Below are 25,815 nucleotides of genomic sequence, written 5' to 3' on the forward strand. Positions count from 1 at the left end.
GCCTTTTTTTTGTTTAAACAAAACGTTCGTTAATTACTGAATTAGGTATTTTTTATTTTTCAAAAAATTGAAAATGCAAAATATATTTTTGTTTGACAGTTGTAGGGTTAGATTTTTTGATATATCTTCAAGCTATAACTATAAAGATAAATTATGATTTTATTAACCAAAAATGAAAACTGTAGTACGAACAACCATTTCAAATCTATTGTATTTAGTTTAAAGGATGATAATGGTTGTTCATATTTCTCAATGCTTTCTTATGTTAGAACTTATAGGGTTGAAGTGACTGAATTTCATGATGAATTGGATGAGAAATTATTAGATTTTATCATTTCAATGTTTGGAAATGGGAAAAGAGGATATGGGATTAGTTTGTATTTTAATGAAGTAAATAAAAATCTTTCCAATTTACTTAAAGGACAAAAAAAGAAGGTGAAATTTAAGTTTTATGAAAGAATTCCCTACGAGGTATTTGATAGTAATAAGTGGGAGGGAAAAATTAATTCTGTTGATGTAAGTTTGGTTTTCTCAATAAGGTCAAATAAGGATTTAACAAAGTTTTTGATGGATGAATATCTTATTGAGTTAAATGAAAAGGAATGGGATTTATTGAAATTCAATTCTCCTACAGTGAATCAATATGAAACTTTGGAATTTGCTGGGGCTAATTAAAGCCCCTTTTTTAGTTTAATAATCTTGAAATAGTATGAAGAACCAAAAGCAATTTTTTATAAAATACTGGTACTTAATTTTAATCGTTTGCGTTGGCTTTGGTGTTTTTATTTGGCTTAACCAACCTTTCAGCCCAGATATTTGGGGTACTGTGTCAGATTGGGCAATGGTGGTAGTGACAAGCCTAACTGCTATATTTTTGATTTTGACATTTAGGGAGCAGCAGAGAATTACAAGTATTGAGAATTATAAGCATGTACAAAATATTAAACCTTACTTTGAACTTAAACCTAAGTTGTTAGGTATTAAACAAGAAGGTGAAAATGGAGAATTTAGTGCCGTTGTTACATTTGATTATTATGTTAGAAATAGTGATGCTTACGATGTTGAATTTAATATGTCAAGAAAACTTTATCCTAAAGATGTAGGGATAGAATGGCCTACTTACAGTAATAGTATATTGCACAAAGACAAAAACGCTACTTTCCCCTTTATGCATTTGTTTTCGGTTGGGGAGAGTAAAATATTTGATATTAAGAATAATACTTTAAAAACTAAGCATGATTATACTTTGACAGCTGATATTTCATTTTCAGATATTGAAGGTAATAGGTACGGTCAACATATTTCGTATGTCTTGTTAAAGGATGGAAAAGAAACTATTATTTCAACAGCAACAATTGATAGGGATAAATTACCAAAGGTTAAATTAAAGGAATCTAAGTAACTCCAACCTCTTAGCACCTTCACAAATAAACTTTAACCTACCATCAACAAATTCCCTTAACCACTCATCTTTATCATCAATCCTCGCTTCTAAAGCCATTTTTTGGCTATGGCATTTGCTACATAAATGCTGATAGTTTACTTCTTCATATTCAAGATTTTCAAACAGTCTTCTTGGGGCAATGTGATCAAGGAAAGCCCCAACGATTGTGATGCCACCACTTTGATATGCCATCAAATTGAAGAAATAGAAAATGGCTTAAAAGGCCAGCGTTATAAAAGTGAAGGGTTCTTTTTTCTTTGATATTTCATTTGTACGGAAAAAATACGTACATTTGTATAAGCGAAATGAGAAATGAAAGTTATGGAAATTGTAAAAAAATCTCGTTTTGAAATGAGAATTTCAGACGATGATAAATCGTTAATTGAAAGAGCTAGTAAAATAAAAGGATATTCTTCTTTGGCTGGTTTTGTTTCTGAAGCAGCAAAAAAGGAAGCTAGTCTAATTATTGAAGAGCATGATAGAATATTGGCATCAGAGTTAGATAAAAAAACTTTCTTTAATGCAATATTGTCAGATTTGGAACCTAATTCTAGATTGAAGGAAGCTATAAAAAGGTATAAAGAAAAACAATAATTAATGGAAAATTCGGAAGTTGTTCTGTTAGAAAAAAAGCATAAGAGAGCAGAATTTGAATGTGGTAAAGATTTATTAGATAATTATATTAGAAAGCAAGTAAACCAAGATTTTAAAAGGGGGCTTGCCGTTTGCTTTGTTATTGTTGATGAGGGAAATGTTGTAAAAGGTTATTATACATTATCAAGTTATAGTATTTTACAAGCGGATATCCCCGAAGAATTTTCTAAAAGACTTCCGAATTCATATACTAACATCCCTGTTACTTTATTGGGCCGACTTGCAGTCGACAAGAGTCACATAGGTAAAGGTCATGGAGAATTTTTGCTTATTGATGCGTTAAATAGAGCATTAAGTATTTCAAAATCATCCGTGGCATCAATGGCAGTTGTTGTTGATCCTATAGATGAAGAAGCCGTAAAGTTTTATGAAAAATATGGATTCATTTTTCTTCCTGATTCTGGCAAAATGTTTTTACCTATGTCAACCATTGAAAAGGCCTTTGTTTGATTTTTTTAAGATAGTTCTGGGTCTGGAAAGAAAGTTTTAAGAATAAGAAACCCTTCTAAAACACCATGCGATTCTTTTAAAAAAATGTAACTTTGTGAACAGTAAATAGTTGTTATACTAACTATTGAAAAAGCAATCAATTAAAATAAAGTACGAATATGCCCCAAAGCATTTTAGTGACAGGAGGAACCAAAGGGATTGGAAGAGAGTTGATTAAGCGGTTTGCCCGAGAAGGATTTGATGTTTTTACCTGTTCAAGACATCAAAATGATCTTGATCAGCTTCGAGAGGAAATAAAAAATGAATTCCCAAATATTAGTCTGTATACCAAGCAAGCAGATCTTTCCATCAAAGAGGAGGTCTTGTCATTGGCTACAGCGGTAAGGGAAAAGTTCATTCCGGATGTTCTTATTAATAATACTGGAGTGTTTTTACCTGGGGCCATTCATGATGAACCTGATGGTAATTTTGAATTGATGATGCAGACCAATTTGTATAGCGCCTATTATCTGGTCAGGGAATTCACTGGAGCTATGATAAAGAGAAAATCAGGGCATATTTTTTCTATGGGGTCTATAGCGGGATTGACTGCCTATGCCAATGGCGGAAGTTATGCCATATCTAAATGGGCCATGCTTGGGATGACCAAGTGCCTGCGACAGGAATTACTTCCCCACGGTATTAAAGTGACCTCTATAATGCCGGGGGCTACACTTACTGCCAGTTGGGAGGGAGTGGATATTCCTGAAGAGAGATTTATGAGAGCCAGTGATGTGGCAGAATCAGTTTGGTCGGCGTATAACCTTTCGCCCCAATCTGTTGTTGAAGAGATAGTGATCAGGCCTCAACTCGGGGATCTGTAAATATAGGAAATGATGGAAGTCAAAGAAACCTTAGCAAATATCAATTATTGTGACAGCCTAACCCAGTATTCTAGAAGGAAGACCATTCCGGTTAAAATCGGTGATGTATGGGTAGGAGGTGATAATCCAATTGTGGTGCAGTCCATGACCACCAAAGATACGATGGATACAGAAGGCTCTATAGAGGAGTGTATCCGGATGATAAAAAGTGGCTGTGAGCTGATTCGTATTACCGCACCAAGCATTAAGGAAGCTGAGAATCTTAAAAATATCAAAGAAGGCTTGGCTAGGCGAGGTTATTATGTACCGTTGGTTGCTGATATTCATTTTACTCCTAATGCCGCGGAGGTAGCCGCAAGGATAGTAGAAAAAGTTCGGATCAATCCAGGTAACTATGCCGACAAAAAGAAATTTGAGGTAATTGAGTATACAGATGAGAGTTATCAAGAGGAACTTGACCGTATTCGTGAGCGGTTTTTGCCATTAGTAAGGATTTGTAAGGAGCACGGTACGGCGATGCGGATAGGTACAAACCATGGGTCACTTTCTGATCGAATCATGAGTAGATATGGGGACACTCCGTTGGGGATGGTAGAATCGGCTTTGGAATTCCTCAGGATTTGTGAAGAGGAAAAATTCTTTGATATTGTGATTTCCATGAAGTCTTCCAATACGCAGGTAATGGTTCAGGCTTATCGCTTATTGGTTCAGAAGCTTGATGAAGGAGGTTTTAAACCTTATCCACTTCATTTAGGTGTCACGGAGGCTGGAGATGGAGAAGATGGTAGGGTTAAATCCGCTGTTGGGATTGGGACTCTATTGGAAGATGGTTTAGGAGATACTGTGAGGGTTTCCTTGACTGAAGATCCCGAATTCGAAGCACCAGTAGCCAGGGCATTGATAGATAGATATGCCAAACGAACAGGGCATGGAGCTATAAGGGACATCGATAAATACCCGATCGATCCATTTGAATACAAAAAGAGAAACAGTTTTGAGGTGTATAATTTTGGAGGTCAGAATGTACCAAGGGTGATTACGGATATTTCCAAGGTGGATGGTATCACCCAAAAGGAAATGAAAAAACTGGGGCATTTTTATTTGCCTGAATTGGACAAATGGAAGATGAATGACCTTGGATGCGACTTTGTGTATTCTGGTAAGCAGCCGATTTCATTTATGTTGCCCAATGGGCTAAAAGAAATTGTAGATTGGTCTGTTTGGAAAGAACTTGGTGATCATGAAAATAAGTTTCCTGCTTTTTCTATTGCCGAATTTATTGAAGCTTCAGCCTACCATCAGGAGCTGAATTTCCTGAGGTTAAAAGATATTGAAGTAGAGAAAGCCATTATAGCCTTGGCAGGAAGAAAGGATGTAGTGGTCATCCTCCATAGTGACAATAAGCACAATATGCCGGCGCTAAGAAGGGCTTATATTGCCCTGATCAATGCTGGAGTGGCTCTGCCAGTGGTGACTGAGGTGGACTATAAAGAACAGGATGCTGACCAAACCATGCTTTACGCAGCCACTGACGTTGGCGGTTTGCTAATAGATGGATTAGGAGATGGAGTGATGCTTGGATTGGGAGAGAAGAAATTGGAAGATCGTAAAGATTTGTTGGATACAATCAAGCTTCATAATTCAGTTAGTTTCGGCGTCCTCCAAGCAGCTAGGACCAGGATGTCCAAGACAGAATATATTTCCTGTCCTTCCTGTGGTAGGACCCTTTTTGATCTACAGGAAACCACAGCCATGATCAGAAAACGTACAGATCATCTAAAAGGAGTTAAAATAGGTATTATGGGCTGTATTGTAAATGGTCCTGGGGAGATGGCAGATGCAGATTACGGTTATGTGGGGTCAGGAAAAGGTAAAATAACCCTTTATAAGGGCAAGGAAGTGGTGAAGCGTTCTGTTCCATCAGAAAATGCTGTTGATGAATTGATCAATATAATTAGAGAAGATGGCCAATGGATAGAACCGGAAGCTGTAGATTGATTGTTGTGAAAGAGGAATGAATACACAGAAAATAAGATTTGGGAAATATGGCCGATAATAAGTTAAAAGCGTTTTTTCAATTAGGAGAGGTTGGAAATTACTTTATCAGGGTTTTTAAGAAGACTGATCCCAGTCAAAAGAGTAATTTAAACCTGCGCATGATGCATGGAATTAACAGAATTTCCATACTGATATTTTTGGCAGCATTGATCTTCTGGATTGTCAAAAGGTTTATGTAAGTTCCTTTTCTGCTGCTTATGGACATAGTTTTTTTTAGAGATTATTGCTTGGCAAAACCAGGAGTAACAGAAGATACTCCTTTTGGCCCAGATGCACTTTGTTTTAAAGTGGGAGGGAAGATTTTTGCCATTACAGATATATCACTTTTTGAAAGTGTAAACCTAAAATGTGATCCAGAGAGGGCAGTGGAGTTGCGAGAGCAGTACTATGGGATTATTCCTGGTTTTCATATGAATAAGAAACATTGGAATACCGTGTCTAGTAAGGGGGATGTGCCAGATTCTTTGATTTTAGAATTGGTTGACCATTCGTATAATTTGATATTTAAGGGGCTTCCTAAAAAGCTCCAAAACGAAATTTCCTCATGAGTTTTCTTAAGGTCAGTCAAATTAGCAAACATTATGATGAGGAGAATATTGCTCTTCAAGAGTTTAGTTTGCAAGTTCATAAAGGCGGGGTTGTTTCTATGGTTGGTGAAAGTGGCTCCGGGAAAAGCTCTTTATTGAGGATTATTGCTGGTTTGGAAGTTCAAAATTCCGGAGTGGTTCATTTGGGTGGCCAGAAGATATTGAATCCCAAAGAAAAGTTGGTCCCCGGTTATGATGAGATTCAGTTGATTCATCAGGAGTATAAATTGTATCCAAATTCCTCTGTGGAGGAGAATATAGCGAGGCCTTTATTATTATACAATAAGGACTATCAAAGGGAAAGGGTGGAGCAATTACTTGATTTACTTTCCCTGCAAGCGCATAGGGACAAGAAGCCAAGGCAGCTTTCAGGTGGGCAGCAGCAAAAAGTAGCGATCGGTAGGGCGCTTAGTATTGAACCGGAAGTACTTCTTTTGGATGAGCCATTCAGTAGCCTTGATGCTATTCAGAAGCGTGAACTGATAGAAGAGTTGAAGCTGATTTTTGAAGAGTTAGATGTGACGGTCATCTTTGTGACCCATGATGTGGATGATGCTTTACTGATGAGCGAGGAGTTGATGATTATTCAGAAGGGAAAGCTCAGCCAGCAGGGGAATGTTAGGGATATTTTTAGAAAACCTGTGAATGAGTACGTGGCCAAGCTTTTTGGTAACCTTAATGAAATTCCAGGAGAGGAAAAAACTTATATACGCCCATCAGATTTAATTGTTAATGATAAGAATGGTGTGAAGGCAAAAGTGGAAAAGCAGCAATACCTGATTCATTATAATTTGTTGACAGTGGGGCTAAAAGAAGGAAATCTGAAATGGAAAGTGGAGGATACTGCGAGGAAATTCCAAGTAGGAGATGAGATCCAATTAGACTATGATCCATTGAAGCTGATCCGCTTTGATAAATGATGAGTGCAAAAAAAAAGCTGGTCAAGATTTTTATCTTGACCAGCTTTTTTTCTGTCGTCTGATATAAAGTCTAATTCAATGTTGGTGACCGTGTTCTCCATGTACATGTCCATGTGCCAGTTCTTCAGGAGAAGCATCTCTTACTTCCAATACTTCGCCATCAAAATGTAGTTTGAAGTCCACTAATGGATGGTTAAAATCCAATAATAAATCCTCTCCAAGGTCTTTAAGTACCTTTGCCTGCATAGGATAGCCTTCTTCATCTACAAGTGGCAGAAAGTTGCCTTCTTGGAGCATTTCCGGCTTAAAGCCTCTTTCTTCTGTTAATTGGGCTTTGGCAATATCAACGATTAATTCGTCATCAGCTTCACCATAAGCTTCATTTACTTCAAGAACAAAATTAAAGTGATCCCCCTCATTTTTGTCTACAAGGTATGATTCAAATTTTTCCGGTAAACCACTATTTCCAAATATGAAATAGAAAGGGTCTTCTTGGTCCCTCACCTCTACGCTGAAAGGAGCTGACTCCTCATCTGCTTTGCTTACTTTTAATTCGTACGTTAGCCCTACTACTTTATTGTTGGATATTTCCATGTGTTATGTTTTGCTTTTAAAACAAAGATATAAATTTGGGCGATTCTTCCTCATAAAAAGCAAAATATGTGGTTTTTTGTTGTTTTTGAAGGGTATAAACGTCTCTTTAGCAGTGGCTTGTTGTTGGCGCCGAGGAGTGAAAAAAATAAAGGTCAGCCTTCAAAAGAAGAGTGACCTTTATTGTATGATTATTAATGTACTTAGACCACGATATTGACGATTTTTCCAGGTACCACGATGACTTTTTTCGGTGTTTTTCCGTCTAGCCATTTAGTAACATTAGTATCCGATAGTGCCGCTTTTTCAATTTCTTCTTTGCTTAAGCTCAAGGAAAGAGGAAGCTTTGCTCTCATCTTACCGTTGATAGAAACCGGGTACTCATGGGCATTTTCAGTCAAATACTCTTCATTGTATTTAGGGAAGCTGGCTTCCACAACTGAGGTTTCATGACCTAAGAGTGACCATAATTCTTCAGCAATATGAGGGGCAAAGGGTGAAAGGATTACCGCCAATGGCTCCAGTATTTCACGCTTATTGCATTTCATTGCACTAAGCTCGTTCACACAGATCATAAAACCTGATACAGAAGTGTTGAAGGAATAATTGTTCATATCCTCTTCTACCTTCTTGATGGTTTTGTGAAGGGCTTTCAGTTCATCCTTTTTCGGAGCGGCATCAGAAACAGCGAAATTACCATTCTTATCATGGAATAGTCTCCATACCTTTTTTAAGAACTTGGATACGCCATCGATACCATTGGTGTTCCAAGGCTTAAATTGCTCTAATGGCCCCAAGAACATTTCATATAGTCGCAAAGTATCCGCGCCATAGCGCTCTATGATATCATCTGGATTGACCACATTGTACTTGGACTTGGACATTTTTTCCACTTCAGCACCGCAAACATATTTGCCATCTTCAAGGATGAACTCAGCATCGGCAAGATCTGGTCTCCAAGCCTTAAATTTATCAAGGTCCAAATGGTCGTTGTACACAATGTTTACATCCACGTGCATGGCAGCAGTATCATAGTCTTTTCTCAGTCCATGACTGACAAATTTATTGGTGCCTTTTACCCTGTAGACAAAATTCGAGCGACCTTGGATCATGCCTTGGTTGATCATCTTTTTGAAAGGCTCCACTATATTGATCAATCCTCGGTCATAAAGGAACTTGGTCCAGAAACGACTATAAAGCAAATGTCCTGTTGCATGTTCAGCACCACCGATGTATAGGTCAACAGCTTCCCAGTAGTTTTGGGCGTCTTTGCTTACAAATTCATCATTGTTTTTGGAATCCATATACCTAAGGAAATACCAGGATGAACCTGCCCAGCCAGGCATGGTGCTTAATTCAAGCGGATATTCTCCATCTTTGGTTTTATAGGTCCAATCTTTTGCTCTGCCAAGTGGAGGGGCCCCATCCTCAGTAGGTAGGTATTTGTCTACTTCAGGAAGTACAATTGGGAGGTCTTTTTCCTCTACCAAATAAGGAATATCATCTTTGAAGTAAACAGGAAGTGGCTCTCCCCAGTAACGCTGCCTGGTGAAGATGGCATCCCGCATACGGTATTGGATTTTGCCTTTACCGATTTTTTTCTCTTCAAGGAATTCAATGGCTTTGTCCATGGCTTCCCTCATCGGTAATCCATTGATGATATCAGAGTTCATCGCCGTAGCACCCCATCCATCATAAGGAATTTCTTCAGCACTACCTTCCAGTACCTGGCGAATCTCCATTCCAAAGTGCTTTGCAAATCTGTAATCTCTGTCGTCATGGGCAGGAACGGCCATCACAGCCCCAGTTCCATATCCGGCCAAAACATAATCTGCTACCCAAACAGGGATCTCTTCACCATTGAAAGGATTAATGGCATAACTGCCCGTGAAAGCACCAGAGATGGTTTTGACATCACTCATTCGGTCTCTTTCAGAACGGTTTTTGGCTACTTCAATATATGCTTCTGCTTCCGCTCTTTGGTCTTCAGTGATCAGTTCAGCTGCCAATTCACTTTCAGGAGCCAAAGCAAGGTAAGTTACACCGTAAATGGTGTCTATTCTTGTGGTAAACACCTTGATTTTTTTGTCGGAGTCCTTAACTTGGAAAACCATTTCAGCGCCAGTGGAGCGTCCTATCCAGTTACGTTGCATTTCCTTGATAGGCTCGTGCCAATCTACTTTTTCAAGGTCATTAAGAAGACGCTCGGCATAGGCTGTTATACGCATACTCCATTGCATCATCTTCTTTCTTTCCACAGGGTGTCCTCCTCTTTCAGAGAAGCCATCTTTCACTTCATCATTTGAAAGTACGGTTCCCAAGGCTGCACACCAGTTTACAGTGGTTTCAGCCAAGTAGGTTAATCTATATTGTAATAATATTTCCTGCTGTTGCTTTTCTGAATAACTGTTCCAGTCCTCAGCAGTAAAGATTTCGGTATCCTCATCACTCACCACATTGATCTTGGCATTTCCTTCTGCTTCAAAAGTTTTGATCAGCTCAGCGATGTCCTTGGCCTTGTCAGCATCTTTATCATAATAACTGTTGAACAGTTGCATGAAAATCCACTGTGTCCATTTATAGTAATTAGGGTCTGAAGTTCTGACTTCTTTGTCCCAGTCAAAAGCAAAACCGATGTTTTTAAGCTGCTCGGTGTATCTTTTTATATTCTCCTCTGTGGTAATGGCTGGGTGTTGACCAGTTTGGATGGCATATTGCTCAGCAGGCAATCCAAAGGAATCATAGCCCATTGGGTGTAGAACATTATAACCTTGTAGTCTTTTGAACCTGGTGACGATATCTGAGGCGATATAGCCCAGTGGGTGTCCTACATGCAATCCTGCTCCAGAAGGGTAAGGAAACATGTCCAAACTGTAAAATTTAGGTTTTTGAGGGTCAACTTTGGCATTGAAGATTTGGGAAGCTTCCCATTTGTCCTGCCACTTTTTTTCTATTTCTTGAAAATTATATTCAGCCATTTTTAGCAAAATTGTTACTTAGAATAGGATTGCTTGCAAAATTAAAAAAAATAAATGGGATATGCCTTTGTATTTGTCCAGTAAGTCAGGTTAAGTTCCAAGTTTGAGGTGTGAAATACGAAGCGTGCGAAGAAGAAATGAGAAGGGAGTTTCAAGTCTCATTCTAACTGCTACCAGAATCTCCAGCCACGATGTCTGGTCCGCCCTCTTCTAAGCCAGTTTTCCCAGATGTCTCGTGAGAAATAGATTTCTACTCCAATATTGAGGGTAAAATACCCGTCATAGCGGTGGGTAAGACCACTGCCTCTCCTGATACGGTGCTGGAAATTCCCGTATTTATCAACGTATGTTCCATTCCTTATCTTTTCTACATCGGGCATGCCATTATCATCCAACCAGTCAGGGTTTCTTACAGCCAATCTTAATCTTTCCGGCATAGGTCCCTCACCAAAGTCACCATAGCTTTCCAGTAGATCCAAATAAAAGTCCTTGATATTAAAAGCACTTATGTCATCCATATAGTCCGTTAAGGTAAAGCGATAGTTGCCTTCCAAAAAAAGGTCGGTATAGACATTGAGTTTGTATTTCATTCCCAATCCCATGGGGAAAACCATCACTACTCCAGGGTATTCCTTGCCTTCTAGGGCCAAAGGTCGCAAACTGACCCATTCGCCATCCAGTTGAGCTTTGGGGGTATTGGTGCTGGCCCCTACTCCTGCAAAGACGTACCAGTTGAGGAAGTGACGGGTGATATTGTTCAGTTTGACGGGTTTATAATGGTATTCAAACAAAAAGGCTGCTTCAAAATTCCTAGCCCTGAAATGTAAATTTCTAGGGACCCTCAAACTTCGGGGATCTGCCGGTGGATCTTGACCGGACATTTGGATAAAGGAACCTTCTAGTCTAAGTCGGGTTTTTGTGCCAATAGTTCTGCGGACATTGGCCGAAAAATTAAAGTCTGGCTGTACACCCTCTTCATACTTCCAAAGGGAATACAATTCTCCAAAATATTGGGTGACTCCTCCTCCCATTCCTACGGACCATGCTTCTTCAAACCTAAAACGGTAAAAACTTTGGGCATAGCTTTCCCATGAAAATAATAGGATAAAAAATATGACCAGTAAACGCTTCATCCAAAATAAATTGATCGGGTGGAAAAACTCGTGTTTTAAATACTATAAATTGCGTTATTCCTACTTGTAAATGTAAATAAACAACTAATTTTCAAGCTTTTCAAATCCAGACTTTAAATGTAGATCTCTCTGTGGGAATGGAATCTCTATTCCTTCTTCATTGAACCTTCTAAATATTTCATAATAAAGTTGACTCTTTAATACATTAGGTCTGTTGATATAATCAGAGGTCCAAACCCTTAGGTTGAAATTGATGCTGTTGTCCCCATAATCTGTAAACAAAACATCCGGATTGGGCTTGTTGAGGACCCCTTCATTATTGGTGGCGACCTCCATGAGAATAGACCTGACTTTTTGTGGGTCTTCTTTATAAGAAACCCCCACGGGAAAATTAAAGCGGATATTTCTGTCGTTATGTGACCAGTTGATTACTGGACTGTCTATAAATTGGCTGTTTGGAACGATGATGGATATATTGTCATTAGTGACCACCATGGTTGACCTGGCGGATATTTTGATGACATCACCATTGACATCTGCCACTTCTATTCTATCCCCGACTTTGATGGGTTGTTCGAAAAGGATGATTAGGCCACTGATAAAATTATTGGTGATATTTTGCAGGCCAAAACCGATGCCGACACCTAGGGCACCGGCAAGTATTCCCAGTGCGCTTAGGTCGATTCCTGAATTCTGGACGATGATGACAAAGCCCGAAATTAGTAGGGCATAGCGAATAATGGTCCCTACCGATTGTCGGGTTCCAATATTCATATTGTAACGGGTGAGCAATCTATTGACAGTGAATTTTCGGATCCATTCCGTCACGATAAGCAATAAAAAAATAGAAAAGGCAATCGCAATAATTTCACCTACGGTCAATTTGGATTCGCCGAGGGTGACGACTACGTATTCCAATAATTCATTAAACTTGTCCAAGAAGGCACTAAAACCGTCCTTCTTTACATCTTGTAAAAGTTCTTCCATGTTTTTTGGGCAATTGAGATTCAAAAACATTTGTATGGTACAAAATAATAATATTTATATTGGGAAACCAGTTGTGGGTTAAAGGAATTATTTTTGTGTTGAAAATTAGAACACTGATTTTGTTTACCATATTTGTGTGATCATAGAGCTAATTGAAGCATGAGCAAACAAAAAGAAGAGCTGGAGCACCGGCTGAAACTCCGAAATGTAATCCTTTCCGATTTTGAAAATATCAGAGATATCATGATCTCTATTTATAAGGAAAAGGAAATGACCTATACCAAGCAAGAGTTTAAGAATCAAATCAAGGCATTCCCAGAAGGTCAGATTTGTATTGAGGACAATGGGAAGGTGGTCGCTGTTGCATTGAGTTTGGTAGTAGAGTATTCCAAGTTTGGTGATAACCATACCTATGACGAAATCACCGGTTATGGGAAGTTTGATACCCATGATATGGAAAATGGGGATACCCTGTATGGTACAGATGTGTTTGTGGATAGGGAATATCGTGGGTTAAGATTGGGCAGGAGGTTATATGATGCCAGAAAGGAGCTCTGCGAAAACCTCAATTTACGATCTATCATTGCTGGCGGGAGGATTCCTGGCTATAAGAACTACGCCGATAAAATCACGCCAAGGAAATACATTGAACTGGTCAAAAACAAGGAAATTTATGATCAGGTATTGTCCTTTCAGCTGGCCAATGAGTTTCACGTAAGGAAGGTGATTACAAAGTACCTCCCGGAAGACAAAGAATCCAGGGCTTATGCCACCCTTCTGGAGTGGAATAATATATATTACGAGAAAGAAGAAAAGCTCATCGGCAACCAAAAATCCATTGTCCGTTTAGGTTTGGTGCAATGGAAAATGCGCCGATTCAGTGATGTGGATGACCTGATGCAACAGGTTGAATTCTTTGTCGATACTGTATCGGGCTATAAATCGGATTTTTGTTTGCTGCCTGAATTCTTCAATGCCCCATTACTGGCTGACTTCAATGATATGGATGCCTCTGAGGCAATTAGGAATTTGGCTGATTATACAGATGAGGTAGTTCAAAGAATGCAGGATTTGGCTTTGTCCTATAATGTGAACATCATAGCCGGTAGTATGCCTGAGTATGATGGAAAGAAGCTCAGGAATGTGAGTTACCTCTGTCGTAGGGATGGTACCACGGATAAGCAATATAAGCTACATATCACTCCGGATGAACAGTCTTACTGGGGGCTTCAAGGTGGAAATGGTATACGAGTTTTCGATACAGATGCGGGGAGGATTGGGATCTTGATTTGTTATGATGTGGAATTTCCAGAATTGGGAAGGATTTTGGCTGAGCAAGAGATGGATATTTTATTTGTGCCTTTCTGGACTGATACCAAAAATGCCTACCTTCGTGTGAGTACTTGTGCCAAGGCCAGGGCTGTGGAAAATGAGTGTTATGTGGCCATTACCGGTTCCGTAGGGAATTTGCCGAGGGTGGAAAATATGGATATTCAGCATTCCCAAGCAGCGATTTATTCTCCTTCAGACTTCTCTTTTCCGCATGATGCCGTAGTGGCAGAAGCTTCACTTAATACCGAAACGACTATTGTGGCTGATGTAGATTTGGACTTATTGACCAAGTTGAGGAAGGTGGGAAGTGTCAGGAACCTGGAGCAAAGAAGACTGGATTTGTATTCCATACAGTGGAAAAAAAATAATTGATATGAAAAATTACCTTAAGGATATTCCTGAAGAAATTTATGAAAAAGCCTCCAAAATCAAACTGCTCATTACCGACGTGGATGGGGTGCTGACAGATGGAGGAGTGATATATGATGATCATTATCTGGAATTGAAAAAATTCAATGTAAAAGATGGACTGATCGTTAAAGTTTTGCAAAACAATGGTGTAATGATAGGTGCCATCACTGGTCGTAATTCGCCGGTGGTGCGAAGTAGGTGTAAGGAGCTGGGCTTTGATTTTCACTATCATGGCATTAGGGATAAGCGAGAAAAGCTGTATGAGGTATTGGAGGAGTTTAATCTTAAATTATCAGAGGTGGCTTATATCGGTGATGATTTGATTGATTTACCTATCCTTGCTAAAGTAGGCCTGTCCGTAGCACCATTGGATGCTTTACCTTATGTAAGGGAGGAAGTGGACATGGTTTCTTCATTGGCCGGTGGAAGGGGTGTTTTCCGCGAGGTAGGTGATTTGATATTGAGCTCCAAGGGACTATTGAAAAAGATTATTAAAGAATTGATAGAAAAATAGCATCATGCAAGTATTTAAGCAGGTCATGAAAATCACCGATGAAGTGGTTTTGGGCAAAGATAAGCCAGTATTGTTTTCGGGGCCATGTGCCGTGGAGAGTTTTGATATCTGCATGGAAATAGGCAGTACCGTAAAAGCAGAGGCAGAAAAGAATGGTTTTTCTTATGTTTTTAAAGCATCATTTGATAAAGCCAATAGGACTTCCTCAGGTTCCTTTCGAGGAATAGGGATGGATCAGTCCCTGGAAGTGCTCCAAAGAGTAGGCAAGGAACTGGGCGTGCCTATCGTAACTGACATTCATGAGAGCTATCAAGCCAATGAAGTAGCAGCGGTGGCCGATGTACTACAGATCCCAGCATTTCTATGTAGGCAGACAGATCTGCTTTTAGCAGCAGGAAAAACAGGCAAAGCCATTAAGATCAAAAGGGGGCAATTTATGGCGCCAGAGGATATGCAATATGCTGTCAGCAAGGTAAGGTCAACCGGAAATGACAATGTATGCCTTACCGAGCGAGGTTTTACCATGGGCTATCATAATTTGGTAGTGGACATGAGGTCTTTGCCAACCATGAGACAGTTTGCTCCAGTTGTTTTTGATATTACCCATTCTGTGCAGCAGCCTGGAGGGCAAGGCGGTTCCAGTGGTGGTCAGCGGGAGTTTGCACCGTTTTTGGCCAGGGCTGCAGCAGCTACTGGCGTGGATGGGTTCTTTATTGAAACACATCCAGAACCTGCCAAGGCCCTTAGTGACGGGCCTAATATGATTCCACTACATAGGATGGCGGATTTCTTGAGCATGCTGAAGGAAAGTTGGAGCCTTGGTCAGCGATATGTGGATTTTGAAGTTCAATAAATAAGTTTGAAAAGCCGATTTGATCGGCTTTTTAATTTTTAAATTCAAGGGAATAAATCTTTGTATATGAATAAGGTCATTTTTGCTTTCGCTATTTCTTTTTTATTCATTTTAAACTCCGTTTATGCCCAATCAAAGGAGACTGATGTATCTGGGGAGATCAGGAATTTGTTAGAGTCAAGTAGTTTGGGAGAACTGTCCCATGGTGCCATAGGGAATTTTAGTCAATATGATTTATTGATAAAATTTTATTCCAATAGAGGATTTCAAGCAGCTTGGACCAGTGGAGGCCGACTAAGTAGTCAAGCAGTGGCTTTAAGAGATCAAGTGGAAGCATCGCTTTATGATGGATTATTGCCCAGTGACTATTATTTGGAGCAAATAGATGATATTATTCAACATTTCGAGATTGAACAAATGGGAGAAAATTCCCTTCAACTGGCATATATTGATTTGATTTTTTCTGAGAGCTACCTGAAGATGGCTACAGACCTGTACAAGGGGAAGATTCCACAAGAAGCCATCAAAACAGGTTGGCAAATTCAGGCTAAAAAGGTGAAGGTGAAGTTTGAGGAGGTACTTGAAAGTGCCATTCAGGGTGATACCATTGGGCAAAGCATCAAGACATTTTGGCCAGACTATAAGGTTTATGCAAATATCAGAGAAAGTTTAAGGGACTATTATGAAATGGCATCATCCTCAGAGGAGAGAGTGGCTAAATTAACTTATAAAAAACTGATTAAGTTGGGAGATAGCAATCGCCTGATACCTGAGATAAGATCAAGGTTGGTTGGAGGAGAAAGTGGAGGGGATGATTTATATGATTCGGCCCTGATGAAGGAAGTTTTGAAGGTTCAGAAGCGCTTTGGCTTAAATGCAGATGGGATAATAGGCCCAGAAACCGTGCGGGCTTTAAATGAAACTCCTGCAGATATGATTCGAAGGATAGCTGTTAATTTGGAGCGGCTCAGGTGGCTGCCGGATACAGTGATAGAGGATAGGTTTATTATGGTGAACATTGCCAACTATCAGCTTGATTATGTTCAGAGCAATGGTTTGGATACGCTGTTCAGCTCCAAGGTGATCGTAGGGAAGCAGTATAGATCAACGCCGGTGTTTAATGGTGAGATGTCTTATATTGTGTTTAGCCCAACATGGACGGTGCCTGCTTCTATTGTCAGGGGAGAGATGATTCCAAAGATCAAAAAGGATGCAGGTTATTTAAGCAGCAACCATATGCAGATTTTGACATATTCGGGTAAAGAAGTGGATCCTGCCAGTTTAGATTGGTCGGAGGTCTCATCAAAGAATTTTCCTTATATGGTTAGGCAGTTACCAGGCCCACATAATTCACTGGGACTTGTGAAATTTATTTTTCCCAATAAATTCAATGTTTATATTCATGATACTCCCGTCAAATCACTTTTTGATAAAGATATTAGGGCATTCAGCCATGGCTGTATCAGGCTTCAAAAGCCTGAGGCATTTGCCGAGATCGTACTTCAGGATAATTCTCTATGGGACAAGGAAAAAATCTTTGAAGCCATGCATTCAGGAAAGGAAACGACCGTGATGCTTAAGAAGAAAATACCTGTGGTGATTTTATATCTTACTTTTTGGAGGGATGCCAGCGGAAAGGATTATATCAGAAAAGATATCTATGACAGGGATGAAGCAATCGCCGAGGCACTTTTTCATTAAGCAGAATAGTAGCTGGTAAGATTTGGTGCAAAATGTTTGCTGATGTTTTATTGCCTTGCCAATAATTGACTGCTACTGACATAGTTTTCTTGGGGGGCGTAAATAAACAGACAGCTTTCATCTTTGATGGTATCGATGATTTTCTTGTATTCATTCATAGGTAAGGCTGGACAGCCCAAGCTTCGTCCAAGTCTACCCGTTTTTTGGATAAATTCAGGGTTGGCATATTCGGCACCATGTATAACGATGGCCCTTTCACGGGCTTGGTCATTGAGTCCTTTTTCCAATCCATCGAGTCTTAGAGAATAGCCATGTTTTCCATAATAGGTTTCTGCAGTCAGGTAAAAACCGAGACTACTCATAAAACTGGCATTGGTGTTGGAGAATTTGGTAGCCATTAGGTTGCCACTGTTTCTGCCGTGTGTAACATAAGTGTGGTGAAGGATCTGGCCATCTTTGGGGTCTATGGTCCAAAGTCTTTTAGAAGAGGATGGAAGACTGAAGTCTATGATCGTCAAAGGTTTGTTAGGGGCTATCAGGCCGGATTGGATTAAATTTAGGTATCCATAAACTCCATGGTTTAAGGCTTCCTCTGATAATGAACTATCAAAATTCCCCTCCAATAGCTCCTTTTTTATTTTTTCTATTATCACAGTGCTCAATTTCCTTGTTTCGGCTGAATGAGGTATTGGCTTTATTTCCCGAGCCGGAGTGTAAGCAAATAAGATGAGACTGATCAAAAGTGTCAGGATAAATCCAGATTTCTTTAGCATAGGTAATCGTTACTGAAATTATTTTCTTTTGTAGAAGTGGGTGATGTAATTTGTTGTAAAACAGGAGAATAGTTGCGTTGGTTCATAACGCAAAATTAAAGTAATCATTGTGAAAATGAACTGAAAATCTAATTATTGATGTTCTTAATCCTGAAATAAGCGTAAAAGCTGATCAATACTTGGTATTTGAAAAGCTTAATCGTAGAATGGGGTGCATTTGAAATATTATTTGGTTAGTTTTGCGGTCTTAAAATATATCAAGCAGTTGATTTCAAGAAACTTGGTTTGTACAAATTGATCAAGTTTTTCTGCGTGGTAAAACATTATAGAGCAAATATGTGTTTTGATAGGGAATGTGAGGATTCTTGGATCACCTATCAGACAGATTTAAAAAGTTGAAGTAATATATGAAAGTATCGGTTTACCGAAAGGAGCATTTTAATGCGGCGCATAGATTGTATAATCCAGAATGGTCAGATGAAAAAAATCAATCAGTTTTTGGTAAGTGCAATAACCCGAGCTTTCATGGCCATAATTATGAGTTGGTCGTTAAATTGGTAGGAGAGATCGACCCACAAACAGGTTACGTGTATGATATGAAGGTGCTAAGCGATCTCATAAAGGAACGAATACTAAAGAAGTTTGATCATAAAAATTTAAATCTCGATACAGATGAATTCAAACAACTTAACCCAACTGCAGAAAACATTGCTGTGGTTATTTGGAATATTTTAAGGAAAGAAATAGAAGAAAAATACGATCTAACGGTTCGATTATATGAAACAGAAAGAAATTATGTTGAATACGACGGGGATTAATATAGATAGGTCTATAGATGAAATGGGGGATGAACATATAGGGACTTCCCATGAGACACCATTGAGAGACGATGCATTTGAGATGGATGATGAGCTGAAAATGGAGCTTATCGAAAAACATTTTAAAGAGATCATGCATGTGTTAGGATTGGATCTGAAGGATGATAGTCTCAGCGGAACCCCTCGTAGAGTTGCGAAAATGTTTATACAGGAAGTTTTCAGTGGTCTGGACCCAAAGAATAAGCCTGAAGTAAAACTATTCGAAAATAAGTATAAGTACAGCGAGATGTTGGTGGAGAAAGATATTACCTTCTTCTCTCACTGTGAGCATCATTTTGTGCCTATATATGGAAAAGCCCATGTCGCATATATTTCTAATGGTCATGTAATTGGTCTGTCCAAAATCAACAGGATCGTCCAGTATTTTGCTAAACGTCCACAGGTTCAGGAAAGGTTGACGATGCAAATAGGAAATGAGTTGAAGGAAATTTTAGGAACAGAAGATATAGCTGTAGTGATCGATGCTCATCATATGTGTGTGTCCTCTAGAGGAGTTAAGGATGTGAATAGTAAGACCGTTACTTCTTTTTATAGTGGTAAGTTTGATCAAGACGAAAAGACCAGAGCTGAGTTTATGCAGTACATTACGATGGGGTAAGTTTTCCCTTAAGTAAAAATAATGAAAGGCCGTGGGATAATTCCTTCGGCCTTTCTTATTCAAAAGGACTTAATTCAATAGCGTTCTAAATAAAAGATGAGAGGCCCCAGTGTTTATCTTATCATAGACTAAGGGTTGTCCGCATTATGTCCTAGAAAAGCAAGGGCACATACTTTTTAATGTTTTAGCTATACGCAGTTTAAGTGATACCAATTGGCAAATACTAATTTAGTTGCCGTTGCGGACATACTATATTAGCTTTTACGGTAAAACTTTTCTTTTAAGTAAAATGGGTGTTTTTTGTTAATTGTTTAAATCTGTTTAACTTCCGAATTGTTGTTGAAAATTTTATATATTAATTCAATGGATATTATTTGTTTTTATTTATGAGTTTTTATTGATATTTTCAACTTGTTTGTGATAGTAGATTAGCCCATTTGACCTTATTATGCCTTTAATTAAAGTTTCCTATTGCCAAAAAGAGGATCATCAGTTATGGATTGACATGAAATCAGGTGATCGATTAGCTTTTGACCATATTTTTAACGTTCATGTAGGGCATTTACAGTCATACGGTCAAAGTTTTACAAGTGATGAACATATAATAGATGATTGTTTGCAGGAGGTTTTTTGTAGGATATGGCAGAAAAGAACCCAGTTAAAAGTCACTGATAATATAAGGTATTATTTAATGGCTGCTTTTAGAAAAGAATTACTTAAAACACTAAAGAGAAATACTAAGAGGTACTCTTTGATAGGAAGGTTGCTACCAGATTCTTCAATTGATTTTAATGCTAAACTGGAAACATCCTTTATGGAGGAAGATTCCCGTCAGGAGCAAATGAAGATCTTAAACCAGTGCTTTAAAAAGCTTAGTTCTAGGCAAAAAGAAATCGTTTATTTAAAGTATTATAATGGTTTGAGTTTTGATGAAGTCAGTCAAATCCTTGGGCTGACAAAGAAGTCGGTTTATAATGCACTTTCGAAGGCCATGATGATTTTGAGAAAAAATATGTCAGCTTGATTTTTATTTGCGGATAATATGTATATCCCCAATTGTACCAGTTAAGATTAAAAGAGGTTCTGAACGATTGTTTAAACTAAAACAATACCTGCTTCGGCCTTCAATCTTCCATTTTACTTGGGAGTTAGACAGGATTCAGCCCCGCTTCATCAAAGGATTTCTAGCTTCAGGTATCATGGCGGATAATCAGACAGGGTACATATTAAAAAGGTTGTGAAAATTGATTTTTTTGAGGTCTCTATTTTGCTCCATATTTATAAAGTCAGGGACAGCCAAGTGTTTATGGAGCCGTCAAACTTACCCGATGGTTTGTCAAGAAAATATCATCATTTTTTAGAACAGAATTTTTTTTCAAATTTTCACATAAATCAGGGAGTAATTTCTTGGATCGGGGGATTTAGGGGTAAAGATCATAGCTGAATTACCTTGAAAGACAAGAATATTAAATATCAAAAGTACCAAGTAGAGGATTTTCTTTCGGATGAGTCGTTTATTGACTGGGTAAAAGGAATGGATTCTAAGGTTGACTGGGAAGAGGTGCTTGCATGGTTCCCTCATTTACAGCATAATGCCAAAGAAGCGAGGAAAATCATCAATAAGCTGAATTTTGAGCAAGAGCAAAGTCCTGAAAGAATATCGGAACTGCAACGAAGAATCAATAAAAAAATCGATCAATCTGAAAATTCTAAAAAGGAGGCCCAAATAGTGGCTCTCCATGATAGAAAAACGCATTACCAATATAAGTCCCAAAGAAGTAATAGTTGGGCTTGGGTGGCCTCGGTAGCTGTTTTGATAATTGGATTTATTGGAATGTGGATATGGGAAGATACAAGGGAAGATATTCCAGAATTCAAAGAGGTGCCTTATGTAACCAAATCTACGGAAAAGGGACAGAAATTGACAACTAGGTTGAGCGATGGGACTATTGTAACTTTAAACTCAGTTAGCCAGATCTATTTTGAGGAAATTTTTAATGATACGGTCAGAATGGTGACCTTGAAAGGAGAGGCGTTTTTTGATGTCGCCAAAGATAGCCGCCCGTTTAGGGTCAAATCAAATGGTACGGTGACCACTGCCTTGGGCACTTCATTTAATATAAAGCAGGAAAAGGAAAGGGTAAGTATTTCATTGGTCACCGGTAAGGTTGGGGTCAATATGGTCAGCAATACAGGGATGAAGGAATCTACGCTTTTGATACCTGGTGAGCAGGTAGCTGTAGATGTCAAGGATAAAATAAGTTTTGTAAAGGGGAAGTTTGATGAGTCAGATGTACTGGCATGGAAACGGGGCATTCTTTCATTTAACAAATCAAATAGCGAAGAGGTCTGGAGGGAATTAGAAAAGTGGTACGGGGTGGAGATAGCCATTCAGGGAGAAAAAATAAAAAAACAGGATTGGAATTATACGGGAAGCTTTGATAATGAAAGTCTGGAAAATGTCCTTGAAAGTATGGCCTTTGTAAAAGGCTTTAAGTTTGAAATAACCGGAGACCAAGTGAAAATATATTAACCAAAAATAAACCCAAAATGTCAAAAATAAATACTTCATAAAACAAAACAGGGGTAATGTGCATTACCCCTGCAATTCAATTCTGGACATGGGGATGAACAGGAATTGAGCATTATGTTTTAACAGTTCTTAATTATTAAAACCAAACAAAAGTATGAAAAAAACATTACTTGAACTTAAATACCGACATTGTTTCCTGTTGGTATTGGGGTTATGTATAGGAGTGGTGGGGATTTTACGTGCAGATGGAAAAAATATGGGAATACATGGGCAGGAAGAGCCCATTGTGGTGGATGTGGTTTTCAAAAACCATAGTCTGGAAAAGGCTTTCAGCTTAATAGAGAAACAGACTCCGTTGAAGTTTTCCTATGACAGCAAGGATTTGGATAAGAGTGTACGTATCACGAAAGCTTTTAACAATGAAAAACTAACTGAAGTGCTAGGCTTTATTGGTAATCAGGCCTCGCTGGATTTTATGAGGCTCAACAATACTGTCAATGTCGTAAAGGCCAAATTCAAAACAAAAAAGGAGGAACCTCAGGTCAAGGAAGAGAGGACCATTTTTGGCGTCGTGAAAGATACAGAAGGGATTACTATTCCCGGTGCAAATATCGTGGAAATCGGGACCACAAATGGTGTAGCCGCCAATGTGGATGGTGAGTTTTCGCTGACATTGATCACAGCAAATCCGAAGATCCTGGTTTCATTTGTGGGCTATAAGTCCTTGGAAGTGGAGATCGGTGCTTCTAGTAAGTATGAGATAGTTCTGGAGGAAGACACCGAGGCCCTGGAAGAAGTGGTAGTGGTTGGATTTGGAGAACAGAAAAAAGTGAGTTTGGTAGGGTCCCAATCAACTGTAAAAGCAGGAGAGCTTAAATTGCCCAACAGAAGTTTGACCAATTCCCTAGGAGGAAGGTTAGCAGGTGTTGTTTCAGTACAGAGAAGTGGGGAACCGGGATATGATGGTGCGGATATATTTATTCGAGGTATTGCTACATTTGGTTCAAGTCCGCGTAGTCCCTTGTTAATAGTGGACGGTGTACCGGATAGGGGGATCAATGACATTAATCCCGAAGATATCGAGAGTTTTACAGTCCTGAAGGATGCATCTGCCACAGCAGTATATGGTGCTAGAGGGGCCAATGGGGTGATCATCATCAACACAAAATCGGGTCAGCCCGGAAAACCACAAATCAATGTGGAAGTTAATCATGCCGTCACCCAGTTCACCCAGTTGCCGGAGTTTGTGGATGCAGCGGATTTTATGCGCTTATACAATGAAGGTTTGGAAGTTAGGGGCAGAAGTCCACAATACACTGAAGAACAGATCCTCAAGCATATTTCCGGTGAAGACCCTGATTTGTACCCCAACGTGAATTGGTATGATGAGCTGTTCAATAAATATGGATATAATAGAAGTGCCAATGTGAATGTTAGAGGAGGTTCGGATTTTGCCAACTATTATGTTTCAGCAGGGTATTTCTCAGAAACAGGCATGTTGAAAAATGATGAGGTACAGTCTTATAATTCCCAGTTAAAAGTCGATCGATTCAATTTCCTAACAAATGTGGATGTAAAGGTGACCAAGACCACAAAACTGGAATTGGGAATTAACGGTTTTATCATTAATGGTAATTATCCTGGTATTGGAACAGGAGCCCTTTTTGACGAGGCTACACAGACACCTCCCCATGTCATCCCAACAAGGTACTCCAATGGTCAATGGCCACAAGTATCGGGAGGCGGGAATATTCCCAACCCTTATAAAGATTTGACACAGTCCGGCTATGCTACAGAATTCAGAAACACTATCCGGTCAAATATTCGCCTCAGACAAGAACTTGATGCCATTACAGAAGGATTAAGTGCAACGACCATGTTTTCCTTTGATGCTTATGGCTGGAATAACTTGAACAGAACTAGAAGCGTACAGACCTATATTGCCACTGGAAGAGATGAAAATGGAGAACTGATTACCCAAGTGGTTTCGCCGGGATCCGATGTCCTTGGTTTTAATAATTCAAGAGGAGGAAACAGGAAATTTTATACGGAAACAGCCCTCAATTACAATCGCTCTTTTGGTAAGCACGATGTTTCAGGCCTATTACTGTATTATCAATCCGACTATGTGAATGGTGATGCAGGTGATTTAATTGCTTCCATTCCTTTTAGACATAGAGGACTTTCTGGAAGAGGAACCTATGGTTATGATGAAAGGTATTTTATCGAGGCCAATTTTGGGTATTCTGGGTCAGAAAACTTCTCTCCCAAGAAAAGATATGGCTTTTTCCCTTCTTTTGGTACAGGATGGTTGGTTTCCAATGAGGAGTTTTTTCAGCCCATTAAAAATGTCATCAGTCATTTGAAATTCCGGTATACCTACGGACTGACAGGTAACAGTGATACCGGCTCAAGGTTCCTTTTCCAAACAAGAATAAATGATTTGGGAGGTGGTTCAGGCTATACATTTGGTGTGCCAGGAAATACAAGAACCTGGGAAGGACTTGAAGAGGGACAAGTAGGCTCAGATGTGACTTGGGAAACCGGTAAGCGCCATAATTTAGGGATAGAAATCAGTTCATTAGATGATGACCTTTCCTTGATCGTGGAACTTTTTAAAGAACGTCGTACAGGGATTTTGTTGATACAAAATGATATTCCTGGAGCCTCTGGATTTACATCTAATATCCCGTATGGCAATATAGGGATCACAGAAAACAAGGGGATTGATGTTACGCTCAACTATAATAAATATTTTCCATCCAGTGCTCTTTTGGACTTTGTGTCGTTTAGGGGAACATTTAATTACAACCAAAACAAAAACGTATATGATGGGCTTCCTCCTTGGCAACATCCTTGGGAAAATAGGGTAGGACATCGTATAGATCAGCGATTTGGTTATGTTGCTTTAGGATTATTTGAAGATGAAGAAGATATCCAGAATTCTCCTGAGCAGGCTGGAGATATCCGTCCTGGGGATATCAAATACCAAGATTTGAACGGAGACGGGATGATCAATAGTTATGACCAGAAAGCGATTGGTTACGGTTCTATTCCCCAGATTTTGTACGGTCTTAATTTAGGAGTAGGGATTAAACGCTTTGAATTTGTGGTGTTCTTCCAAGGAGCTGGAATGTCTGATTTTATGTACTCAGGAGGAACAGGTACCACTCCTTTTGCAGAAGGTCCAACAAGGGGGAACCTATACAAAAAAGCCTTGGACCGTTGGACTCCCGAAAATCCCAATCCTAATGCCTTTTATCCTAGATTATCCACTAGACAGGATGTGACTACCAATTATTATGGGAGTACCTGGTGGCTGTACAGGTCTGATTATATCAGGTTGAAGAATGCTGAGGTAGCCTATAATTTCAGTATGAAATCCTTGGAAAAATATGGTATGAAAAACCTTAGGGTTTATGTGAATGGAACCAATCTCTTGACGTTCTCTCCTTGGAAAATATGGGATCCTGAATTGGGTGATGGCAGAGGAACTGCATACCCAAATACTACTGCCATTAACCTTGGTGTAAGAGCTAGTTTTCAATAAAACCTAG

24 protein-coding genes are annotated in these 25,815 nt (G+C 39.1%); 18 read left to right on the top strand and 6 right to left on the bottom strand.

What is annotated here, in order from left to right:
- Nucleotides 1-153 precede the first annotated feature (153 nt).
- Nucleotides 154-675 carry a hypothetical protein gene (locus tag KZP23_RS10600; protein WP_226336207.1) on the top strand — a complete coding sequence of 174 codons (522 nt, stop codon included), beginning with the start codon at nt 154-156 and terminating at the stop codon, nt 673-675.
- A 34-nt stretch (nt 676-709) separates the two neighbouring features.
- Nucleotides 710-1,402 carry a hypothetical protein gene (locus KZP23_RS10605; RefSeq protein ID WP_226336208.1) on the top strand — a complete coding sequence of 231 codons (693 nt, stop codon included), beginning with the start codon at nt 710-712 and terminating at the stop codon, nt 1,400-1,402.
- On the opposite strand, the gene KZP23_RS10610 is transcribed toward KZP23_RS10605, so the two are convergent.
- Nucleotides 1,385-1,636, bottom strand: a complete 252-nt coding sequence (locus KZP23_RS10610) for an HNH endonuclease (RefSeq protein WP_226336209.1) — start codon at nt 1,634-1,636, stop codon at nt 1,385-1,387. The genes KZP23_RS10605 and KZP23_RS10610 overlap by 18 nt on opposite strands.
- 120 nt (nt 1,637-1,756) lie before the next feature.
- Here KZP23_RS10610 and KZP23_RS10615 point away from each other — a divergent pair, with 120 nt between their 5' ends.
- The 7 genes from KZP23_RS10615 to KZP23_RS10645 all read left to right on the top strand — a co-directional run bounded on the left by KZP23_RS10615 (nt 1,757) and on the right by KZP23_RS10645 (nt 6,976).
- The gene (locus KZP23_RS10615) at nt 1,757-2,038 is read left to right on the top strand and encodes a type II toxin-antitoxin system TacA family antitoxin (protein WP_226336210.1); all 282 of its coding nucleotides are present in this window, start codon (nt 1,757-1,759) and stop codon (nt 2,036-2,038) included.
- A 3-nt stretch (nt 2,039-2,041) separates the two neighbouring features.
- Entirely contained in the window at nt 2,042-2,548 is a 507-nt protein-coding gene (locus KZP23_RS10620) for a GNAT family N-acetyltransferase (protein WP_226336211.1), read from the top strand.
- Between the two features lie 158 nt (nt 2,549-2,706).
- Nucleotides 2,707-3,411 carry an SDR family oxidoreductase gene (locus KZP23_RS10625; RefSeq protein WP_226336212.1) on the top strand — a complete coding sequence of 235 codons (705 nt, stop codon included), beginning with the start codon at nt 2,707-2,709 and terminating at the stop codon, nt 3,409-3,411.
- Nucleotides 3,412-3,423: 12 nt separating this feature from the next.
- The gene (ispG, locus tag KZP23_RS10630; RefSeq protein ID WP_226336513.1) at nt 3,424-5,409 is read left to right on the top strand and encodes a (E)-4-hydroxy-3-methylbut-2-enyl-diphosphate synthase; all 1,986 of its coding nucleotides are present in this window, start codon (nt 3,424-3,426) and stop codon (nt 5,407-5,409) included.
- Between the two features lie 47 nt (nt 5,410-5,456).
- A complete protein-coding gene (locus tag KZP23_RS10635) occupies nt 5,457-5,648 on the top strand; it encodes a DUF6728 family protein (protein WP_226336213.1) in 192 nt (63 codons plus the stop codon).
- Between the two features lie 18 nt (nt 5,649-5,666).
- Nucleotides 5,667-6,017 carry an MmcQ/YjbR family DNA-binding protein gene (locus KZP23_RS10640; protein ID WP_226336214.1) on the top strand — a complete coding sequence of 117 codons (351 nt, stop codon included), beginning with the start codon at nt 5,667-5,669 and terminating at the stop codon, nt 6,015-6,017.
- Nucleotides 6,014-6,976: an ABC transporter ATP-binding protein gene (locus KZP23_RS10645; RefSeq protein ID WP_226336215.1), complete on the top strand. Its 963-nt coding sequence runs from the start codon at nt 6,014-6,016 to the stop codon at nt 6,974-6,976. Before KZP23_RS10640 ends, KZP23_RS10645 begins: the two co-directional genes overlap by 4 nt.
- Nucleotides 6,977-7,051: 75 nt before the next feature.
- On the opposite strand, the gene KZP23_RS10650 is transcribed toward KZP23_RS10645, so the two are convergent.
- The 4 genes from KZP23_RS10650 to KZP23_RS10665 form a co-directional block, all read right to left on the bottom strand.
- Nucleotides 7,052-7,570, bottom strand: coding sequence for an FKBP-type peptidyl-prolyl cis-trans isomerase (locus KZP23_RS10650; protein WP_226336216.1), 519 nt, complete (start codon nt 7,568-7,570; stop codon nt 7,052-7,054).
- A gap of 200 nt (nt 7,571-7,770) precedes the next feature.
- The gene (gene leuS / locus KZP23_RS10655; RefSeq protein WP_226336217.1) at nt 7,771-10,545 is read right to left on the bottom strand and encodes a leucine--tRNA ligase; all 2,775 of its coding nucleotides are present in this window, start codon (nt 10,543-10,545) and stop codon (nt 7,771-7,773) included.
- 170 nt (nt 10,546-10,715) lie between these two features.
- Nucleotides 10,716-11,678 carry a hypothetical protein gene (locus KZP23_RS10660; protein ID WP_226336218.1) on the bottom strand — a complete coding sequence of 321 codons (963 nt, stop codon included), beginning with the start codon at nt 11,676-11,678 and terminating at the stop codon, nt 10,716-10,718.
- An 84-nt stretch (nt 11,679-11,762) separates the two neighbouring features.
- Nucleotides 11,763-12,665, bottom strand: coding sequence for a mechanosensitive ion channel family protein (locus KZP23_RS10665; protein ID WP_226336219.1), 903 nt, complete (start codon nt 12,663-12,665; stop codon nt 11,763-11,765).
- A 159-nt stretch (nt 12,666-12,824) separates the two neighbouring features.
- On the opposite strand from KZP23_RS10665, the gene KZP23_RS10670 reads away from it, so the two are divergent.
- The 4 genes from KZP23_RS10670 to KZP23_RS10685 all read left to right on the top strand — a co-directional run bounded on the left by KZP23_RS10670 (nt 12,825) and on the right by KZP23_RS10685 (nt 17,476).
- Nucleotides 12,825-14,369: a bifunctional GNAT family N-acetyltransferase/carbon-nitrogen hydrolase family protein gene (locus KZP23_RS10670; protein ID WP_226336220.1), complete on the top strand. Its 1,545-nt coding sequence runs from the start codon at nt 12,825-12,827 to the stop codon at nt 14,367-14,369.
- A 1-nt stretch (nt 14,370) separates the two neighbouring features.
- Complete coding sequence (locus KZP23_RS10675; RefSeq protein WP_226336221.1) at nt 14,371-14,922, top strand: KdsC family phosphatase; 552 nt, start codon at nt 14,371-14,373, stop codon at nt 14,920-14,922.
- A 4-nt stretch (nt 14,923-14,926) separates the two neighbouring features.
- A complete protein-coding gene (gene kdsA / locus KZP23_RS10680) occupies nt 14,927-15,775 on the top strand; it encodes a 3-deoxy-8-phosphooctulonate synthase (RefSeq protein WP_226336222.1) in 849 nt (282 codons plus the stop codon).
- 66 nt (nt 15,776-15,841) lie between these two features.
- A complete protein-coding gene (locus KZP23_RS10685) occupies nt 15,842-17,476 on the top strand; it encodes a L,D-transpeptidase family protein (protein WP_226336223.1) in 1,635 nt (544 codons plus the stop codon).
- Nucleotides 17,477-17,523: 47 nt separating this feature from the next.
- On the opposite strand, the gene KZP23_RS10690 is transcribed toward KZP23_RS10685, so the two are convergent.
- Nucleotides 17,524-18,249, bottom strand: a complete 726-nt coding sequence (locus tag KZP23_RS10690; protein WP_226336224.1) for a murein L,D-transpeptidase catalytic domain family protein — start codon at nt 18,247-18,249, stop codon at nt 17,524-17,526.
- A 407-nt stretch (nt 18,250-18,656) separates the two neighbouring features.
- On the opposite strand from KZP23_RS10690, the gene KZP23_RS10695 reads away from it, so the two are divergent.
- The 5 genes from KZP23_RS10695 to KZP23_RS10715 all read left to right on the top strand — a co-directional run bounded on the left by KZP23_RS10695 (nt 18,657) and on the right by KZP23_RS10715 (nt 25,808).
- Nucleotides 18,657-19,067 carry a 6-pyruvoyl trahydropterin synthase family protein gene (locus KZP23_RS10695; RefSeq protein ID WP_226336225.1) on the top strand — a complete coding sequence of 137 codons (411 nt, stop codon included), beginning with the start codon at nt 18,657-18,659 and terminating at the stop codon, nt 19,065-19,067.
- The gene (folE, locus tag KZP23_RS10700; RefSeq protein ID WP_226336226.1) at nt 19,027-19,725 is read left to right on the top strand and encodes a GTP cyclohydrolase I FolE; all 699 of its coding nucleotides are present in this window, start codon (nt 19,027-19,029) and stop codon (nt 19,723-19,725) included. The genes KZP23_RS10695 and folE overlap by 41 nt, the downstream gene beginning before the upstream one ends.
- Before the next feature lie 448 nt (nt 19,726-20,173).
- Nucleotides 20,174-20,749: an RNA polymerase sigma factor gene (locus KZP23_RS10705; protein WP_226336227.1), complete on the top strand. Its 576-nt coding sequence runs from the start codon at nt 20,174-20,176 to the stop codon at nt 20,747-20,749.
- Nucleotides 20,750-21,175: 426 nt separating this feature from the next.
- Nucleotides 21,176-22,258, top strand: a complete 1,083-nt coding sequence (locus KZP23_RS10710) for a FecR family protein (protein WP_226336228.1) — start codon at nt 21,176-21,178, stop codon at nt 22,256-22,258.
- Nucleotides 22,259-22,412: 154 nt separating this feature from the next.
- Nucleotides 22,413-25,808, top strand: a complete 3,396-nt coding sequence (locus KZP23_RS10715) for a SusC/RagA family TonB-linked outer membrane protein (protein WP_226336229.1) — start codon at nt 22,413-22,415, stop codon at nt 25,806-25,808.
- Nucleotides 25,809-25,815: the final 7 nt, after the last annotated feature.

The sequence above is a fragment of the Echinicola marina genome (assembly GCF_020463795.1).
GTDB classification, from domain to species: domain Bacteria; phylum Bacteroidota; class Bacteroidia; order Cytophagales; family Cyclobacteriaceae; genus Echinicola; species Echinicola marina.

Excerpts from the sequence above, each read along its gene's own strand:
- KZP23_RS10690 (WP_226336224.1), bottom strand. The coding sequence starts at position 18,249 with ATGCTAAAGAAATCTGGATTTATCCTGACACTTTTGATCAGTCTCATC.
- KZP23_RS10625 (WP_226336212.1), top strand. The coding sequence starts at position 2,707 with ATGCCCCAAAGCATTTTAGTGACAGGAGGAACCAAAGGGATTGGAAGA.
- KZP23_RS10605 (WP_226336208.1), top strand. The coding sequence starts at position 710 with ATGAAGAACCAAAAGCAATTTTTTATAAAATACTGGTACTTAATTTTA.
- KZP23_RS10715 (WP_226336229.1), top strand. The coding sequence starts at position 22,413 with ATGAAAAAAACATTACTTGAACTTAAATACCGACATTGTTTCCTGTTG.
- KZP23_RS10615 (WP_226336210.1), top strand. The coding sequence starts at position 1,757 with ATGAAAGTTATGGAAATTGTAAAAAAATCTCGTTTTGAAATGAGAATT.
- KZP23_RS10620 (WP_226336211.1), top strand. The coding sequence starts at position 2,042 with ATGGAAAATTCGGAAGTTGTTCTGTTAGAAAAAAAGCATAAGAGAGCA.
- ispG (WP_226336513.1), top strand. The coding sequence starts at position 3,424 with ATGGAAGTCAAAGAAACCTTAGCAAATATCAATTATTGTGACAGCCTA.
- KZP23_RS10670 (WP_226336220.1), top strand. The coding sequence starts at position 12,825 with ATGAGCAAACAAAAAGAAGAGCTGGAGCACCGGCTGAAACTCCGAAAT.
- KZP23_RS10675 (WP_226336221.1), top strand. The coding sequence starts at position 14,371 with ATGAAAAATTACCTTAAGGATATTCCTGAAGAAATTTATGAAAAAGCC.
- KZP23_RS10600 (WP_226336207.1), top strand. The coding sequence starts at position 154 with ATGATTTTATTAACCAAAAATGAAAACTGTAGTACGAACAACCATTTC.
- folE (WP_226336226.1), top strand. The coding sequence starts at position 19,027 with ATGAAACAGAAAGAAATTATGTTGAATACGACGGGGATTAATATAGAT.
- KZP23_RS10665 (WP_226336219.1), bottom strand. The coding sequence starts at position 12,665 with ATGGAAGAACTTTTACAAGATGTAAAGAAGGACGGTTTTAGTGCCTTC.
- KZP23_RS10695 (WP_226336225.1), top strand. The coding sequence starts at position 18,657 with ATGAAAGTATCGGTTTACCGAAAGGAGCATTTTAATGCGGCGCATAGA.
- leuS (WP_226336217.1), bottom strand. The coding sequence starts at position 10,545 with ATGGCTGAATATAATTTTCAAGAAATAGAAAAAAAGTGGCAGGACAAA.
- KZP23_RS10650 (WP_226336216.1), bottom strand. The coding sequence starts at position 7,570 with ATGGAAATATCCAACAATAAAGTAGTAGGGCTAACGTACGAATTAAAA.
- KZP23_RS10705 (WP_226336227.1), top strand. The coding sequence starts at position 20,174 with ATGCCTTTAATTAAAGTTTCCTATTGCCAAAAAGAGGATCATCAGTTA.
- KZP23_RS10660 (WP_226336218.1), bottom strand. The coding sequence starts at position 11,678 with ATGAAGCGTTTACTGGTCATATTTTTTATCCTATTATTTTCATGGGAA.
- KZP23_RS10635 (WP_226336213.1), top strand. The coding sequence starts at position 5,457 with ATGGCCGATAATAAGTTAAAAGCGTTTTTTCAATTAGGAGAGGTTGGA.
- KZP23_RS10645 (WP_226336215.1), top strand. The coding sequence starts at position 6,014 with ATGAGTTTTCTTAAGGTCAGTCAAATTAGCAAACATTATGATGAGGAG.
- kdsA (WP_226336222.1), top strand. The coding sequence starts at position 14,927 with ATGCAAGTATTTAAGCAGGTCATGAAAATCACCGATGAAGTGGTTTTG.
- KZP23_RS10640 (WP_226336214.1), top strand. The coding sequence starts at position 5,667 with ATGGACATAGTTTTTTTTAGAGATTATTGCTTGGCAAAACCAGGAGTA.
- KZP23_RS10610 (WP_226336209.1), bottom strand. The coding sequence starts at position 1,636 with ATGGCATATCAAAGTGGTGGCATCACAATCGTTGGGGCTTTCCTTGAT.
- KZP23_RS10685 (WP_226336223.1), top strand. The coding sequence starts at position 15,842 with ATGAATAAGGTCATTTTTGCTTTCGCTATTTCTTTTTTATTCATTTTA.